The following is a 16,170-nucleotide window of genomic DNA, read 5'->3' on the forward strand; positions in this document are numbered from 1 at the left end:
CCCCACCGCCGTCCCCGAGCCCCCCGGTCAACCTGGCGGATCGGCGGCGAGAGGTTAGCCTTTATAGGGCGGAAACAATGGGTACCGCCCTGGGTGTGAGGTGTTCGGCCCTCCGGGGCCGACAAGGGTGCAGGCGCCACGGGAATGCGCTTGCGGAACAGAAGGATTGAGGCGAACTGCGGTCGTGAGCAACATAAGTTCACCATTCGGGCAGAACGAATGGCTGGTCGAGGAGATGTACCGCAAGTTCCGCGACGACCCCTCGTCCGTCGATCCGAGCTGGCACGAGTTCCTGGTCGACTACAACCCCGAGCCCGCCGGTGAGCCCGCGCCGGCCGCCCCGAGCAGCAGTGATGGGCCGCCGGCCGTCGCCCCGGCGAAGCCGGCTCCGGCGGCCCCGCAGGCCCCCGAGCCCGTCAAGCCCCCCGCCAGCACCGCCGCCGGCAACGGGGTCGCGGTGCGGCCGGCCAAAGCCCCGACTCCCCCGCCGGCGGAAGGCGACGAGCTGCAGACGCTGCGCGGCGCCGCGGCGGCCGTCGTCAAGAACATGTCGGCGTCGCTGGACGTACCGACGGCGACCAGCGTCCGCGCCGTCCCGGCCAAGCTGATGATCGACAACCGGATCGTCATCAACAACCAGCTCAAGCGCACCCGCGGCGGCAAGATCTCGTTCACCCACCTGCTGGGCTACGCGCTGGTGCAGGCGATCAAGAAGTTCCCGAACATGAATCGGCACTACGCCGAGATCGACGGCAAGCCGACCGCGGTGACGCCGGCGCACACCAACCTCGGCCTGGCGATCGACCTGCAGGGCAAGGACGGCAAGCGGTCCCTGGTGGTCGCCGGGATCAAGGGCTGCGAAACCATGCGCTTCGCGCAGTTCGTCACCGCCTACGAAGACATCGTGCGCCGCGCCCGCGACGGCAAACTGACCGCCGAAGACTTTGCGGGCGTGACCATTTCGCTGACCAACCCGGGCACCATCGGCACCGTGCACTCGGTGCCGCGGCTGATGAACGGCCAGGGCGCCATCATCGGCGTCGGGGCCATGGAATACCCCGCGGAGTTCCAGGGCGCCAGCGAGGAACGCATCGCCGAGCTGGGCATCGGCAAGCTGATCACGCTGACCTCCACCTACGACCACCGCATCATCCAGGGCGCGGAGTCCGGCGACTTCCTGCGCACCATCCACGAGATGCTGCTCTCGGACGCCTTCTGGGACGAGATCTTCCGCGAGCTGGGCAACCCGTACCTGCCGGTGCGCTGGAGCACCGACAACCCGGACTCGATCGTCGACAAGAACGCCCGGGTGATGGAGTTGATCGCGGCCTACCGCAATCGCGGTCACCTGATGGCCGACATCGACCCGCTGCGGCTGGACGGCAGCCGCTTCCGCAGCCACCCCGATCTCGAGATCCTCAACCACGGCCTGACGCTGTGGGACCTCGACCGGGTGTTCAAGGTCAACGGCTTCGCCGGGTGCGAATACAAGAAACTGCGCGACGTGCTGGGGCTGCTGCGCGACGCCTACTGCCGCCACATCGGCGTGGAGTACACCCACATTCTCGAACCGTCGCAACAGGAATGGCTCCAGCAGCGCGTCGAGACCAAGCACGTCAAACCGACGGTTGCCGAGCAGAAGTTCATCCTGAGCAAGCTGAACGCGGCCGAGGCCTTCGAAACCTTTCTGCAGACCAAATATGTTGGCCAGAAACGATTTTCATTGGAAGGCGCGGAAAGCATCATTCCGATGATGGACGCGGCGATCGATCAGTGCGCCGAGCACGGGCTCGACGAGGTGGTCATCGGGATGCCGCACCGCGGCCGGCTCAACGTGCTGGCCAACATCGTCGGCAAGCCGTACTCGCAGATCTTCAGCGAGTTCGAGGGCAACCTCAACCCGGCGCAGGCGCACGGCTCCGGTGACGTCAAGTATCACCTGGGCGCCACCGGCGTATACCTACAGATGTTCGGCGACAACGACATTCAGGTGTCGCTGACCGCCAACCCATCGCACCTGGAGGCGGTCGACCCGGTGCTGGAGGGGCTGGTGCGGGCCAAGCAGGACCTGCTGGACCACGGCGCCGAAGACCGCGGGGACGAGAAGGCCTTCTCGGTGGTGCCGATGATGCTGCACGGCGACGCGGCATTCGCCGGCCAGGGCGTGGTCGCCGAAACCCTGAACATGACCCATCTGCCCGGCTACCGGGTCGGCGGCACCATTCACATCATCGCCAACAACCAGATCGGCTTCACCACCGCGCCGGAGTACTCGCGGTCCAGCGAATACTGCACCGACGTCGCGAAGATGATCGGCGCGCCGATCTTCCACGTCAACGGCGACGACCCGGAGGCGTGCGCGTGGGTGGCCAAGCTGGCCGTCGACTTCCGCCAGGAGTTCAAGAAGGACGTCGTCATCGACATGCTGTGCTATCGCAAGCGTGGGCACAACGAGGGCGACGACCCGTCGATGACCAACCCCGCGATGTACGACGTCGTCGACATCAAGCGCGGCGTCCGCAAGAGCTACACCGAAGCCCTGATCGGCCGCGGCGACATCTCTATGAAGGAGGCCGAGGACGCGCTGCGCGACTACCAGGGCCAGCTGGAGCGGGTCTTCAACGAGGTCCGCGAGCTGGAGAAACACGGCGCGCTGCCCAGCGAATCGGTCGAGGCCGACCAGATGCTGCCGGCGGGCCTGGCAACCGCGGTGGACAAGGCGCTGCTGGCCCGCATCGGCGACGCGTTCCTGGCGACCCCGGACGGCTTCACCGCCCACCCGCGGGTGCAGCCGGTGCTGGAGAAGCGCCGCGAGATGGCCTACGAGGGCAAGATCGACTGGGCCTTCGGCGAACTGCTGGCGCTGGGCTCGCTGGTGGCCGAGGGCAAGCTGGTGCGGCTGTCGGGCCAGGACACCAAGCGCGGCACCTTCTCCCAGCGGCACTCGGTGATCATCGACCGCAACACCGGTGAGGAGTTCACGCCGCTGCAACTGCTGACGGTCAACCCCGACGGCACCCGTACCGGCGGCAAGTTCCTGGTCTACGACTCCCCGCTGTCGGAATACGCCGCCGTCGGCTTCGAGTACGGCTACACGGTGGGCAACCCGGACGCCCTGGTCTTGTGGGAGGCGCAGTTCGGGGACTTCGTCAACGGCGCGCAGTCGATCATCGACGAGTTCATCAGCTCCGGTGAGGCCAAGTGGGGCCAGCTGTCCAACGTCGTGCTGCTGCTGCCGCACGGCCACGAAGGCCAAGGCCCCGACCACACCTCGGCCCGCGTCGAGCGTTTCCTGCAGCTGTGGGCCGAGGGTTCGATGACGATCGCGATGCCGTCGACGCCGTCCAACTACTTCCACCTGTTGCGCCGCCACGCCCTCGACGGTGTGCAGCGGCCGCTGATCGTGTTCACGCCGAAGTCGATGCTGCGCAACAAGGCGGCGGTCAGCGATGTTCGGGACTTCACCGAGATCAAGTTCCGCTCGGTGCTCGAGGAGCCGACCTACGAGGACGGCATCGGCGATCGCAGCAAGGTCACCCGGGTCCTGCTGACCAGCGGCAAGCTCTACTACGAGCTGGTGGCCCGCAAGGCCAAGGACAACCGCGAAGACGTGGCGATCGTGCGGATCGAGCAACTGGCCCCGCTGCCGAAGCGGCGGCTGGGCGAGACGCTGGACCGCTACCCGAACGTCAACCAGTACTTCTGGGTGCAGGAGGAGCCGGCCAACCAGGGTGCGTGGCCGCGGTTCGGGCTGGAGCTGCCCGAGCTGCTGCCCGACAAGCTGACCGGGATCAAGCGGATCTCGCGGCGGGCGATGTCGGCCCCGTCGTCGGGCTCGTCGAAGGTGCACGCCGTCGAGCAGCAGGAGATCATCGACACGGCCTTCGCCTGACCGGCGACGGCGGCTGAGCCGGGTTCCGCGACCCGCGGGTATCAGGGACCGCTGGTACCGGCTAGCCTCGACGCAAACGTGCCGATAAGGAAGGGTGCTCATGCAAGGGTTCGCCGGCAAGGTCGCGGTGGTGACGGGTGCGGGGTCGGGTATCGGGCAGGCGCTGGCCGTGGAGTTGGCCCGCTCCGGCGCCAAGGTCGCCATCAGCGACGTCGACCTCGAGGGCCTGGCCCAGACCGAGCAACAGCTGAAGGCGATCGGCGCGTCATTCAAGTCCGATCGGCTCGACGTCACCGAGCGCGAGGCGTTCCTCGCCTACGCCGACGCGGTCAAGGACCACTTCGGCAAGGTCAACCAGATCTACAACAACGCCGGGATCGCCTTCACCGGCGACGTCGAGGTCAGCCAGTTCAAGGACATCGAACGGGTGATGGACGTCGACTTCTGGGGCGTCGTCAACGGCACCAAGGCGTTCCTGCCGCACCTGATCGCCTCCGGCGACGGGCACGTCGTCAACGTGTCCAGCGTGTTCGGGCTGTTCTCGGTGCCCGGGCAGGCGGCCTACAACTCGGCCAAGTTCGCCGTGCGCGGCTTCACCGAGGCACTGCGGCAGGAGATGGGGGCAGCCGGCCACCCGGTGGCGGTGACCACGGTGCACCCCGGTGGCATCAAGACCGCCATCGCGCGCAACGCGACGGCCGCCGAGGGCCTCGATCAGGCCGAGCTGGCCAAGTTGTTCGACAAGCGGCTGGCCAAGACCACCCCGCACCGCGCGGCCGAGATCATCCTGGACGCGGTGCGCAAGAAGAAGGCGCGGGTGCTGGTCGGGTCGGACGCCAAGATGCTCGACATCCTGGTGCGGGTGGCGGGCCCGTATTACCAACAGCTCTTCGGGCCGGTGATGGGTCGGTTGCTGCCCAAGCAGTGACACGATTTCGCACCGCCGTAGCCGGCATCGCTGGTAACGATTAGCGTCAAGCGGTCAAGCCGCACGAGGGAGTGTTGCATGGATACGTTCGCCGGCAAGGTCGCCGTCGTCACCGGCGCGGGTTCGGGCATCGGCCAGGCGCTGGCGGTCGAGCTGGGTCGGGCGGGCGCCAAGGTGGCCATCAGCGACGTCGACACCGCGGGGCTGACGCAGACCGCCGAACAGCTGACCGCGCTCGGCGCGTCGTTCAAGTCCGATCGGCTCGACGTCACCGAACGCGAGGCCTTCCTGGCCTACGCCGACGCGGTGAACGAGCACTTCGGCACGGTCAACCAGATCTACAACAACGCCGGCATCACGTTCATCGGATCCATCGACGACAGCCGGTTCAAGGACATCGAGCGGGTGATCGACGTCGACTATTGGGGCGTCGTCAACGGCACCAAGGCGTTCCTGCCGCACCTGATCGCCTCGGGCGACGGCCACGTCATCAACATCTCGAGCGCGCTGGGCCTGTTCTCCGCACCCGGCCAGGCGGCGTACGTCGCGGCAAAGTTCGCCGTCCGGGGATTCACCGAGGCGCTGCATCAGGAGATGGCCCGCGCCGGTCACCCGGTGCGGGTGACGACGGTGCACCCGGGCGGCATCAAGACCGCCTTTGCCCGCAATGCGACCGGCGTCGAGGGACTCGACCATGCCGAGCTGGCCAGCCTGTTCGAGGAGCAGCAGGCCAAGACCACCCCGCAGCGCGCCGCGCAGTTGATCCTCGACGGCGTGCGCAAGAACAAGCCCCGGATCCTGGTCGGTCCCGACGTCAAGGCGATGGACCTGTTGGTGCGGGTCGCCGGACCGAACTACGACCGACTGCTGGGCGGGCCCGTGATGAGCCGCGTGAAGGACTTTGTCACCCGGTTGCTGCCGAAGCGCTGACCCGGTCTAGCGTCCGAGCGGGTGCTCGGCCAGCCAGCCTCCGGCCACCGCCTGCGGGTCGGCGCCGGCGGCGACCTGGCGCCGCATCTCGACCAGGGCCGCGGTGTCCAGCACGCCGGCCACCTCGTTAAGCGCCAGCAACTGCCGATCGCTGAGCGCGTTGCGGCGATACAGCGGCACCACGTTCTCGGCGCGGATCAGGGCGGGCTTGCCGTCGGCCAGCGCGACCAGGTCACCGGGGGTGCCGGGATCGGTGGTGGTGGTCCACCCCGCGGTCAGCTGCCCGGCCCTAATCGCGGCGAACATCGTTGCGCCATCCGGGAATTCGCGTGGCGCGGGAAGCCGGCAAGGCCCGACCGTCGACGGCTCCTGATGCCCGGCGACGGTCCCCACGACGAGGCCGTCGCAGTGTCGGGGCAGCGTGCTCAAGTCGGCACTGACATCGCTGCCGCCCCACGCCTTGGCGGTGGGCTGACTCACCAGCAACACGGGCTTGTCCTCGGCGGCCGTCGTGTAGTCGCCCGCGACGACGCCCTCGGGCAGCGCGGCGATCATCGCGCGGTAGACGTCCTTGTCCGACATGGCCGTCGCGCCGGGCTGCAGGGCGTGCAACGTGCGGCCGGTGAACGCGGGCACGACGGTGAATGCGCCGGAATCCAATTGCGGCTTCGGGTCGGCCGCGGCCGCGGCGCGCGCGCCGAACCCGTAGGACCGCAGCGCGGCGACGTACACCCCGGCCAGCAGCGCCGAGTCGGCGTCAGGCCGGGATCCGACCACCACTTCGGCACGGGCACGATGGTCGCCGGTGTCGGGCGCGCATCCGGCGACGGTCAGTGCGGCGGCGAGCAGCGGCACCGCCAGCCTGCCGATTCTCACCCCCCGGCGACGGAAGTGTCCGAGGCTTCCGTGGCCAGCGCGACCGCGGTGGCCACGGCTTCGCCGACGCGGGTGTCCAGGGGGCTCGGGACGATCCGGTCGAGGGCGAGGTCGTCGCTGACGACGGAGAAGATCGCCTCGGCCGCCGCGACCATCATCTTTTCGGTGATCCGGCGGGCGCCGGCTTCCAGCGCACCCCGGAACACCCCGGGGAAGGCCAGCACGTTGTTGATCTGATTCGGGAAATCGCTACGGCCGGTGGCCACCACCGCGGCGTACTTGGCCGCGATCTGCGGGTGAATCTCCGGATCGGGGTTCGACAGTGCGAACACGATCCCGTTGGGCGCCATGGTGGCGATCATCTCTTCGGGGACCACGCCACCCGACAAGCCCAGGAACACGTCGGCGCCCCGCATGGCCTCGGCCAGGCTGCCGGCCAGGCCGGTGGGGTTGGTGCGCCGCGCCAGAGCCACCTTGACGTCGTTCATGTCGTCGCGACCGGTGTGCAGAATCCCGCGCGAGTCGAGCACGGTGATATCCGAAACACCCATCACCATAAGGAGATTGGTGCACGCGATGCCGGCCGCACCGGCTCCGGACACCACCACCTTCAGCGAGGTCATGTCGCGGCCGAGCGCCTTGCTGGCACCCATCAGCGCGGCCAGCACCACGATCGCCGTGCCGTGCTGGTCGTCATGCATCACCGGGCAATCCAGCGCCTCGATGAGACGACGCTCGATCTCGAAACAGCGCGGCGCCGAGATGTCCTCGAGGTTGACCGCGCCGAACGTCGGGCGCAGGCGCACCAGCGTTTCCACGATCTCGTCGGGATCCTTGGTGTCCAGCACGATCGGGATGGCGTTCAGCCCGCCGTAGGCCTGAAACAGCGCGCACTTGCCTTCCATGACGGGCAGCGACGCGGAAGGCCCGATGTCGCCGAGACCCAGCACCGCACTGCCGTCGCTGACCACGGCCACCAACCGGTTCGCCCACGTGTAGCGGGCCGCCTGGGCGTGGTCGGCGGCGATCGCCCGGCTGACCTGTGCCACACCGGGGGTGTAGGCGATCGACAAAGCGCGCTGGGTGTCCAGCGGCGACGTCAGGCCTACGGAAAGCTTGCCGCCTACGTGTGCCTCGAAGATCTCCGCGTCGGTGATCACGCCCTGCTCGGCATTCGTCTGTATCGATTCAAGCAATTCGGACACGGGCTTCAGGGTACTGACTACCCATTAGTAGGCCTAATTGGTGAGCTGGGTCTCAGATCAGCTTGAGCTCCGTGACGGCGGCGCGCTCGTCGACCAGCTCGGCGGTGGTCTTGTCGATGCGGCCGCGGGAGAACTCGTCGATCTCCAGCCCCTGCACGATCGACCAGTTGCCGTCCTTGGTGGTCACCGGGAACGACGACACGATGCCCTCGGGCACGCCGTAGGAACCGTCGGAGTAGACCGCCATCGACACCCAGTCACCGTCCGGGCTGCCCAGCAGCCACGAACGGGCGGCGTCGACGGTGGCCGACGCGGCCGAGGCGGCCGAGGAGGCGCCGCGCGCGTCGATGATCGCCGCGCCGCGCTTGGCAACCGTCGGGATGAAGTCGTTCTCGATCCAGTTCTGGTCGTTGACCACCTCGGCGGCGTTCTTGCCGCCCACCTCGGCGTGGAAGATGTCGGGGTACTGGGTGGCCGAGTGGTTACCCCAGATCGTCATCTTCTTGATGTCGGTGACCTTGGCGCCGGTCTTCTGGGCCAGCTGCGAGATCGCCCGGTTGTGGTCCAGGCGGGTCAGCGCGGAGAACCGCTCCTTGGGGATGTCGGGGGCGTTGCTCAGCGCGATCAGCGCGTTGGTGTTGGCCGGGTTGCCGGTCACGCCGATGCGGATGTCGTCGGCGGCGACGGAGTTGAGTGCCTTGCCCTGCGCGGTGAAGATCGCGCCGTTGGCCTCCAGCAGGTCGCTGCGCTCCATGCCCGGGCCGCGCGGTCGGGCGCCGACCAGCAGCGCCAGGTTGACGCCGTCGAAGATCTTGTTCGCGTCCGCGCCGATCTGGACGCCGGACAGCAACGGGAAGGCGCAGTCGTCCAGCTCCATCACGACGCCTTCGAGCGCCTTGAGCGCGGGCTCGATCTCCAGGAGACGCAACTCGATCGGGCGGTCGGGGCCCAGCAGCGAACCACTCGCCAGGCGGAACAACAGGCTGTAGCCGATCTGGCCGGCGGCGCCGGTGACGGCGACCTTGAGAGGACTTGCGCTCACGTCGATGTACTCCTTGTGGAGAAGTTCGTGCAGATTCGGGTTCGGCTCGAAACTAGCGCACTGCGCTCGGCCGCCGATGTCCGGTCCGCTACCAGGGCTTTCCCGACACGTGATCGTCGCGCTTCGAACAGCCGGGACGCGTAGCATGGAGCACCGCCTGAGTCGGATGTGCGCATGGTGGGAGGTGGATGTGTTCCAAGGATTTGACGCATTGCCCGAAGCGCTTCGGCCCCTCGCGCACGAACCGCAGACCAAGCCGGCCTCGGCCCCCGAGCCGCCCAAGGAGACGCTGGTCGACTGCGCGGTGTATGCCGACGGCCACCGGTTGCCCGGCAAGCTCGGCTACGCCGCCGCCCTGGACAAGGTGCGCGAGATCGAGACGCTGGGGCACGACGGCTTCGTCTGGGTCGGCCTGCGCGAACCGAGCCAGTCCGAGATGCAGGAAGTGGCCGACGTGTTCGGGCTGCACCCACTGGCCGTGGAAGACGCGGTGTGCGCCCACCAGCGGCCCAAGGTGGAGCGCTATGACGACACCCTGTTCCTGGTCCTCAAAACCGTCAACTACGTGCCCCACGAATCGGTGGTGCTGGCCCGCGAGATCGTCGAGACCGGCGAGATCATGGTCTTCGTCGGCAAGGATTTCGTGGTCACGGTGCGCCACGGCGAGCACGGCGGCCTGTCCGAGGTACGCAAGCGGATGGACGGCGATCCCGATCAGATGCGGTTGGGCCCCTACGCGGTGATGCACGCGATCGCCGACCATGTGGTGGACCACTATCTCGAGGTGAGCAGCTTGATGCTGTCCGACATCGACAGCATCGAGGGGCTGGCGTTCGCCCCGGGCAGCAAGATCGACGTCGAGCCGATCTACCTGCTCAAGCGCGAGGTGGTCGAACTGCGCCGGTGCGTCAACCCGCTGTCGGCCGCGTTCCATCGCATCCAGATGGACAACAAGGACGTGATCTCCAAAGAGGTGCGACGCTATCTGCGCGACGTCGCCGACCATCACTCCGAGGCCGCCGACCAGATCGCCAGCTACGACGACATGCTCAACTCGCTGATCCAGGCGGCACTGGCCCGCGTCGGGATGCAGCAGAACAACGACATGCGCAAAATGGCGGCCTGGGCCGGTATTTTGGCCGTGCCCACCATGGTCGCCGCCATCTACGGGATGAACTTCCATTTCATGCCCGAGCTGGACTGGACCTGGGGGTATCCCGGGATCATGGCCGTGATGACGGTCGCCTGTGTGGGCCTGTACTTCCAGTTCCGGCGCAACAACTGGCTCTAGCCTGCGTCAATCCGGCTGTGCGGCAGGACGATTCGGATCCAGCACGTCGACGCCGTCGTTGTCCCACGCTTGACGCATCGCCTCGGCGCCCTTGAGCCGCACCCACGCGGCTTCGGTGGCGGTGATGGGCGTGGCCGACAGGAACTGCACCGGGTCGCGGGGTGGATCCAGCGGCAGGTCGCCAATCTCACTGTGGCCCAACAGGACAGCGGTGAACGGCACCCGCGACGACGGCGACGCCCACAGCGGCGAGCCGAGGTCCATCAGCGCGTCGGCGCACAGCACCACACCGTCGACGGCCGGCGCCGCCGCCAGGATCGCCAGGCTGCGCGCGATGCCGGAGACCGGACCGCGATCGCGCAACCGCAGCACGACCTCGGCGCGCGGGCCGCGCACCGGGTCGGCAAGATCCAGCGTCGGCTCGGTCATCGGGTGGCGCGAGCAACCGAGCGTGACGTAGTGCACCGTCCCGTCCGGCTCGCGGAAACGCAGCACCTCGATGGTCTCGGTGCCCAGAAAGGTCACGCTCGCCGCGTCGGGCTCGGCGTCGGTGAAGTGGGCCCGCAGGTGTGCGCGCACCTGATCCTGGGTCACGGCGTCCCCGCCGGTGCGATGGTGAGGTTCGCTCCCGTGTCGGCGTCGAAGACCGCCAGCTTGCCGGTGTCGAATGCCAGCTCGACCGACTGCCCGATAGCCGCCTTCGATTCGGCGGGAACCCTTGCCACGAACTGGTTTTCGTGGGAATCCGACTCCGCGGCCAGCTCGTCCAGCTGGGCCGAGTGGGCGGCCCACGCCGCGGTGGAGAAGTAGACGTACTTGTCCGCGCCCAGCGACTCGACCAAGTCGACCTTCACCTCGAACGTCAGCGCCCTGATGCGCTGGTAGCCGTCGATCAACGCGGCGTCGGACAGATGCTCGGGCCGCACACCGACGATGACGTTCGCGGGCGCCGGATGCTGCCCGATCGCCTCGTGGACCTCCGGTGCCAACATCACCTCACCGAACGGCAGCTTGAGCCCGCCGGGCACCAGCGTGGCCGGGAAGAAATTCATGGCCGGCGAGCCGATAAAGCCGGCGACGAACAGGTTGGCCGGGTGCTCGTAGAGCTCGTCGGGGGTGCCGATCTGTTGCGCGACACCGGAATGCATCACCACCACGCGGTCGCCCAGCGTCATGGCCTCGGTCTGGTCGTGGGTCACGTAGACCGTCGTGGTGCCCAGCCGCTGCTGCAGCCTGGCGATCTCGCCGCGCATCTGGACCCGCAGTTTGGCGTCCAGGTTGGACAGCGGCTCATCCATCAGAAACGCCTTGGGATGGCGCACGATGGCGCGACCCATCGCCACCCGCTGCCGCTGCCCGCCGGACAACTGCGACGGTTTGCGGTCCAGAAGTTCGGTCAAGTCAAGGGTTTTCGCCGTCTCCTCGACCTTCTGGGCGATCTCGGCCTTGTTCATCTTGGCCAGCGTCAGCGGAAAGGCGATGTTCTGGCGCACCGTCATGTGCGGGTACAGCGCATAGGACTGGAACACCATCGCGATGTCACGGTCTTTGGGCGCCTTCTCGTTCACCCGTTCGCCGCCGATGCGCAGTTCACCGGACGAGATGTCCTCGAGCCCGGCGATCATGTTCAGCGTCGTGGTCTTGCCGCAGCCGGAAGGGCCGACCAGGATCAGGAATTCGCCGTCGGCGATGGTGAGGTTCAGGTCGTGCACCGCCGTCGCGCCGTCGGGGTAACTCTTGCTGACATGGTCCAGCACAATCTCGGCCATCGAGCTATCCCTTCACCGCGCCAGAGGTCAACCCGGCAACGATTCGTCGTTGGAAGATTAAAACAAAAACGATGACGGGAACGGTGATCACGACGGCGCCGGCCGCGATCGAGCCCGTCGGCTCCTCGAACTGGGAACTGCCGCTGAAGTTCACGATCGCCACCGGCGCGGTGATAGCGGCTTTGGTCGCGGTCAGCGTCAACGCCAGCAGCAGATCGTTCCAGGCGAAGATGAACACCAGGATCGCCGCCGTCACCACGCCTGGTGCCGCCAGCGGCACGATCACCTTGCGGAACGCCTGGGCCGGTGTCGCGCCGTCTATCTTCGCCGCCTTCTCCAGATCCCAAGGGATCTCCCGGAAGAACGCCGACAGCGTATAGATCGCCAGCGGCAGCGCGAAGGTGATGTACGGCAGGATCAGGCCGGGCCAGGTGTCGAACAAGCCGATGAATCGCTCGATATTGAACAGCGGAGTCACCAGCGAGATCGCGGGGAACATGGTGATCAGCAGGGTGGTTCCGACGAGCAACCGCTTGCCCGGAAAGTCCAGGCGGGCAATCGCATACGCCGCCATCGCACCGAGCACCACCGCGATCACGGTGGTGATCAAGCCGACTCCGACGGAGTTGATCAGCGCCGAACTGAAGAAGTCACCGCGAAAGATGCCCCGGTAGTTGTCCAGGGTTACCGACGACGGAATCAGCTTGCCGTCCTTGATCGTTGAGCTCGGTTTCAGCGACAGACTGAAGATCCACAACACCGGAAGAAGCGCATACACCACCACCAGGGTGTCGATGACGGCCCACATCGCGGTGCGTCGCGCGCCCATCGACAGGCCCGCCCCGTCAGCGGCCATCGACGTCACCCCCGGGCGCCGCCGCGCCGAACACCTTGATGAACAGCAGCGCGATCAGTCCGACGCAGACGAAGATCAGCACGCTGATCGCCGAGCCCAGCCCGACGTTGAAGCCCTTGAACAGGTTGTCGTAGCCCAGCATCGACACCGATCCGGTGTTGTTGGCGCCGTTGGTGATCACATAGATATTGTCGAAGATGCGAAACGCGTCCAGGGTCCGGAACAGCAGGGCGACCACCACCGCGGGCTTGATGATCGGCAGGGTCACTCGGGTCAGCCGCCGCCACGCGCCCGCGCCGTCGACCTGGGCGGCTTTCAGCAGATCCTCCGGCACCAGCGCCAAGCCGGCCAGCAACAGCAGCGACATGAACGGCGTGGTCTTCCACACCTCGGCGAGGACGACGATCGCCAGCGATGGGATCTGTTCGGTCAGCGGCGCACTGCCCTGCGGCAGCAGGTTGGCCAAGTATCCGGTGCCCGGGGTCCACGCGTAATACCAGCTGTACGCGGCGACGACGGTGACGATGCCGTACGGGATCAGCACCGCGGTGCGCACCAGGCCCTTGCCGACCAGGGTGCGGTGCATCACCAGCGCCAGCGCCAGGCCCAGCACGAATTCCAGGGACACCGAGACCACGGTGACGCCCAACGTCGCCGCCAGCGCGGTCCACCAATAACGGTCGGTCAGGATGGTCACGTAGTTGTTCAGGCCGACGAACGCGATGTCACCGGGCACGGCAAGGTTGTTGCGCTGCAGGCTCAGCCACACCGCGTAGCCGATGGGATACGCCGTCACCGCCAGCATCAGAATCGCGGCCGGCGCGACGAGAAGAAACGCCAACCGCCGCTCGGAGGACCGCCCGCGCAGTCGTGACAGCGCGGAAGACATTGGTGCGGAATGGCTTCCGCCGCCGGCGCGCGTCACGGCAGCAGCCCTTTCCCGTCGATCGCCTTCTGCACCTGGGCGCTGAGCTCGTCGGCGGTCCGCTCGGGGTCGATCTGGGAGATCGGGCTCAGCGTCGCGGCGAGCCGGATGGCCACCCCCTGATAGACCGGTGTGGCCGGGCGCACCGCGGCATCGGTGAGCTGCCGGCGGATGATCGTGTACATCGGATACTTGTCCTGGAACTGCGGATCGGAATAGAGCGAGGTGCGCACCGGGGGCAGGCCGCCTTCGATCGCGACGTACTTCTGGTGCGCCAGGTTACGCAGGCAGCGGATGGCCTCGAAGGCTTCGGCACGGTGCCGGGTGGTGCTGGCCACCGCCAGGTTGGCTCCGCCGATCGTCACCTTGGCCGGGCGACCCGGCGCCACACCGGGATACGGCGCGAAGCCGAAAACGCTCTGGCTGGCCTGATACGCGATCCGGAATTGCTCGTCGGTCGGCACGAACGTCCCGGCGTCGTTGATGCTGCCGGCCAGCTGCGGATTCCGGTTGAGCGGCAGAAAGGGCACCCCGCCCTTCACCGCGTTCTCCAGCATGGACGCCAGCGCGTAGGGCCAGTTGACCGCGAGCGCCGCCCGTCCCTGTTCGACCGCCAACCGCGCGGTGCTCTCGTCCGTTCGGCTGATCGACGGATCGGCTCCCGGTGCGGAGGCCACCGACTTGAGGATGCGCAGCGCGGTGACGGTGGCCGCCCGGTGCGCGGGCGTGTCGGTGAGCGTGACGCGGCGGCCGTCGTCGGAGAGCACCTGGCCACCCCCGCTCACCAACAGCGTGTTGAACCAGACCACCAGGCCTTCGCCCTCGTTGGCCTGCACGCCGATCCAGCTGGGTTGCCCCGCGTCGTGCAATCGGGTGGCCTCGGACACCATGCCGTCCCAGGTTCGCGGCGGCTGGGTCACCAAATCGGGCCGGTACCAGAGCAATTCGGTATTCGTGGTGACGGGTGCGCCGTACAGCTTGCCCCGCCAACGCGCCGTCGACAGCGGGCCCGGCAACGTGTCCACCGTGGCGTCGGCCTCGGCTCGCCCCTCCGGGTCGTCGGACAACGGCACCGCCCAGCCCGCCTCGCCGAACTCGGCCGTCCACACCACGTCCAGCGACATCACGTCCAGGGTGCGGTCGTGTCCGGTCAGCCGGCGGGCCAGCTGCAGACGCTGCTCGCCGGGGGCCCGGGGCAGGCTGATCTGCTGAATGGCGAAGCGGCCGTTGAATTGCTTGGTGCAGTCCTGGGCCACCGCGGCAAAGGTCGCGCCGTCGGCGGCCGTCGTGTAGAAGCTGATGACCACCCCGTGGCTCCCGGACGCGCACGCCGATACCGCCGCGGCGATGATGGCCGTCGCCAGCGCGATCGCGCCCATCCGGCGCACGCGCCCGCGACGACTCACCACTAATTCACGCCTCTCGCGCGCCTCAAATCGCTAAGCGCGCCAACAGGTCCCGCGCCTTTTCTGCGTTTTGTGGATCGCAGAGCACGTCGTAGCGCCCAGCCACCAATTGCATGGTCGAGCTGAAATCCCTTGTGCCACGGGCCATCGAATAGGGAACAGCGGACGTGATCAGCCCGAAGAAGACGCCGGCGACCAGACCGGTGACCAGCGCCCCCCAGGGATTCGGGCTGAAGAAACCCAGCACCAGCCCGATGAACAAGCCCAGCCACGCCCCGCTCAGCACGCCGCCGCCCAGCACCTTGGGCCACGTCAGCCTGCCGGTGACCCGCTCCACCTGCATCAGGTCGACACCGACGATGGTCACCTGCTGCACCGGGAACTGCTGATCGGACAGATAGTCGACGGCGCGCTGCGCCTCGGCGTAGGTGGGATAGGACCCGACCGGCCAGCCCCGCGGCGGCGTCGGCAGCCCCGGCCCGCGGCGACCCGCCGCACCGGGGGGCGTGGCACCGGGAACCTGCCCAGGCTGGAATGGATTACTCATCGCCGCTCATTGTCCTCCGCCTCGGCCGTCGTTTCACCTCAGGGCCTCCCCACCCTATCCATCGACATGGCGTCACCTGCGAAAAGACGGTTCGCCCGGCGACGTGGATCCGGCCCGGGCGCCACGACGAGCCGGGTTTTCGCTCCGGCTGGGTCCGCTACCCGCCGCGTGCCTTCGTGCGGCCCGCGGCGATTCGCGGCGGCACCCGTCACCAGCGCATGGGCTAGGTTGAACACCATGACAGCTCCCGGAGACGGCTTCGGCGAGGGCGGCCACCACGAGAAGGCCGAACCGCCCGCCGCCGGCAGCGGGGCCGCCGACCAGCCGGACGCGACCGCGCCCTGGGAGCCACCCGGCGCACCGCCGCCCGCCGAATCGGCGCCGCCGCCGTATCCCCCGCCGAGCCCCGACCACGCGTCCGGGTACCCGCCGCCTTACCCGCCGCCCGTCGGGCCGCCGCCCGGATACGAGCAGCCGCCCGGCTATGGCGGCCCTGCCTATCC

13 protein-coding genes and 1 pseudogene are annotated in these 16,170 nt (G+C 67.8%); 5 read left to right on the forward strand and 9 right to left on the reverse strand.

The window, feature by feature from the left end; all coding sequences use genetic code 11:
* Nucleotides 1-184 precede the first annotated feature (184 nt).
* The 3 genes from ACYQ8K_RS28515 to ACYQ8K_RS28525 all read left to right on the forward strand — a co-directional run bounded on the left by ACYQ8K_RS28515 (nucleotide 185) and on the right by ACYQ8K_RS28525 (nucleotide 5,750).
* Nucleotides 185-3,892 (forward strand): multifunctional oxoglutarate decarboxylase/oxoglutarate dehydrogenase thiamine pyrophosphate-binding subunit/dihydrolipoyllysine-residue succinyltransferase subunit, encoded by a 3,708-nt coding sequence (locus ACYQ8K_RS28515; RefSeq protein ID WP_459974501.1) that lies wholly within the window; start codon nucleotides 185-187, stop codon nucleotides 3,890-3,892.
* 100 nt (nucleotides 3,893-3,992) lie between these two features.
* Complete coding sequence (locus ACYQ8K_RS28520; protein WP_459974503.1) at nucleotides 3,993-4,820, forward strand: SDR family NAD(P)-dependent oxidoreductase; 828 nt, start codon at nucleotides 3,993-3,995, stop codon at nucleotides 4,818-4,820.
* Between the two features lie 78 nt (nucleotides 4,821-4,898).
* On the forward strand, nucleotides 4,899-5,750 hold the full coding sequence (locus ACYQ8K_RS28525; RefSeq protein ID WP_459974505.1) for an SDR family NAD(P)-dependent oxidoreductase: 852 nt from the start codon (nucleotides 4,899-4,901) through the stop codon (nucleotides 5,748-5,750).
* A gap of 6 nt (nucleotides 5,751-5,756) precedes the next feature.
* Here the strand turns inward: ACYQ8K_RS28525 and ACYQ8K_RS28530 are convergent, their stop codons facing one another.
* Genes ACYQ8K_RS28530 through ACYQ8K_RS28540 form a run of 3 tightly spaced genes read right to left on the reverse strand, consistent with a single transcriptional unit; the run spans nucleotide 5,757 to nucleotide 8,873 of the window.
* Nucleotides 5,757-6,626, reverse strand: coding sequence for a glycine betaine ABC transporter substrate-binding protein (locus ACYQ8K_RS28530; protein WP_459974507.1), 870 nt, complete (start codon nucleotides 6,624-6,626; stop codon nucleotides 5,757-5,759).
* Entirely contained in the window at nucleotides 6,623-7,831 is a 1,209-nt protein-coding gene (locus ACYQ8K_RS28535; RefSeq protein WP_459974509.1) for an NAD(P)-dependent malic enzyme, read from the reverse strand. Before ACYQ8K_RS28535 ends, ACYQ8K_RS28530 begins: the two co-directional genes overlap by 4 nt.
* 52 nt (nucleotides 7,832-7,883) lie before the next feature.
* Entirely contained in the window at nucleotides 7,884-8,873 is a 990-nt protein-coding gene (locus ACYQ8K_RS28540) for a malate dehydrogenase (RefSeq protein WP_459974513.1), read from the reverse strand.
* A 190-nt stretch (nucleotides 8,874-9,063) separates the two neighbouring features.
* Between ACYQ8K_RS28540 and corA the strand changes: the two genes are divergently transcribed.
* Nucleotides 9,064-10,164 (forward strand): magnesium/cobalt transporter CorA, encoded by a 1,101-nt coding sequence (gene corA, locus ACYQ8K_RS28545; protein WP_459974515.1) that lies wholly within the window; start codon nucleotides 9,064-9,066, stop codon nucleotides 10,162-10,164.
* A gap of 6 nt (nucleotides 10,165-10,170) precedes the next feature.
* Here corA and ACYQ8K_RS28550 read toward each other — a convergent pair whose 3' ends face one another.
* From ACYQ8K_RS28550 to ACYQ8K_RS28575, 6 genes are read right to left on the reverse strand one after another with little or no spacing between them, the layout of a single operon-like run.
* Nucleotides 10,171-10,758 (reverse strand): suppressor of fused domain protein, encoded by a 588-nt coding sequence (locus ACYQ8K_RS28550; protein WP_459974517.1) that lies wholly within the window; start codon nucleotides 10,756-10,758, stop codon nucleotides 10,171-10,173.
* Entirely contained in the window at nucleotides 10,755-11,933 is a 1,179-nt protein-coding gene (locus ACYQ8K_RS28555) for an ABC transporter ATP-binding protein (protein WP_459974519.1), read from the reverse strand. Before ACYQ8K_RS28555 ends, ACYQ8K_RS28550 begins: the two co-directional genes overlap by 4 nt.
* Nucleotides 11,934-11,937: 4 nt before the next feature.
* Nucleotides 11,938-12,762: a carbohydrate ABC transporter permease gene (locus tag ACYQ8K_RS28560; protein ID WP_459974526.1), complete on the reverse strand. Its 825-nt coding sequence runs from the start codon at nucleotides 12,760-12,762 to the stop codon at nucleotides 11,938-11,940.
* A gap of 16 nt (nucleotides 12,763-12,778) precedes the next feature.
* Nucleotides 12,779-13,678, reverse strand: coding sequence for a carbohydrate ABC transporter permease (locus tag ACYQ8K_RS28565; RefSeq protein WP_459974521.1), 900 nt, complete (start codon nucleotides 13,676-13,678; stop codon nucleotides 12,779-12,781).
* A gap of 32 nt (nucleotides 13,679-13,710) precedes the next feature.
* Nucleotides 13,711-15,123, reverse strand: a complete 1,413-nt coding sequence (locus tag ACYQ8K_RS28570) for an extracellular solute-binding protein (RefSeq protein ID WP_459974523.1) — start codon at nucleotides 15,121-15,123, stop codon at nucleotides 13,711-13,713.
* A 22-nt stretch (nucleotides 15,124-15,145) separates the two neighbouring features.
* Nucleotides 15,146-15,667, reverse strand: coding sequence for a YflT domain-containing protein (locus ACYQ8K_RS28575; RefSeq protein ID WP_064885403.1), 522 nt, complete (start codon nucleotides 15,665-15,667; stop codon nucleotides 15,146-15,148).
* A 228-nt stretch (nucleotides 15,668-15,895) separates the two neighbouring features.
* Here ACYQ8K_RS28575 and ACYQ8K_RS28580 point away from each other — a divergent pair.
* Nucleotides 15,896-16,170, forward strand: a pseudogene (locus tag ACYQ8K_RS28580) (DUF4190 domain-containing protein); the annotation flags it as partial.

The organism is Mycobacterium sp. MUNTM1, assembly GCF_054660795.1.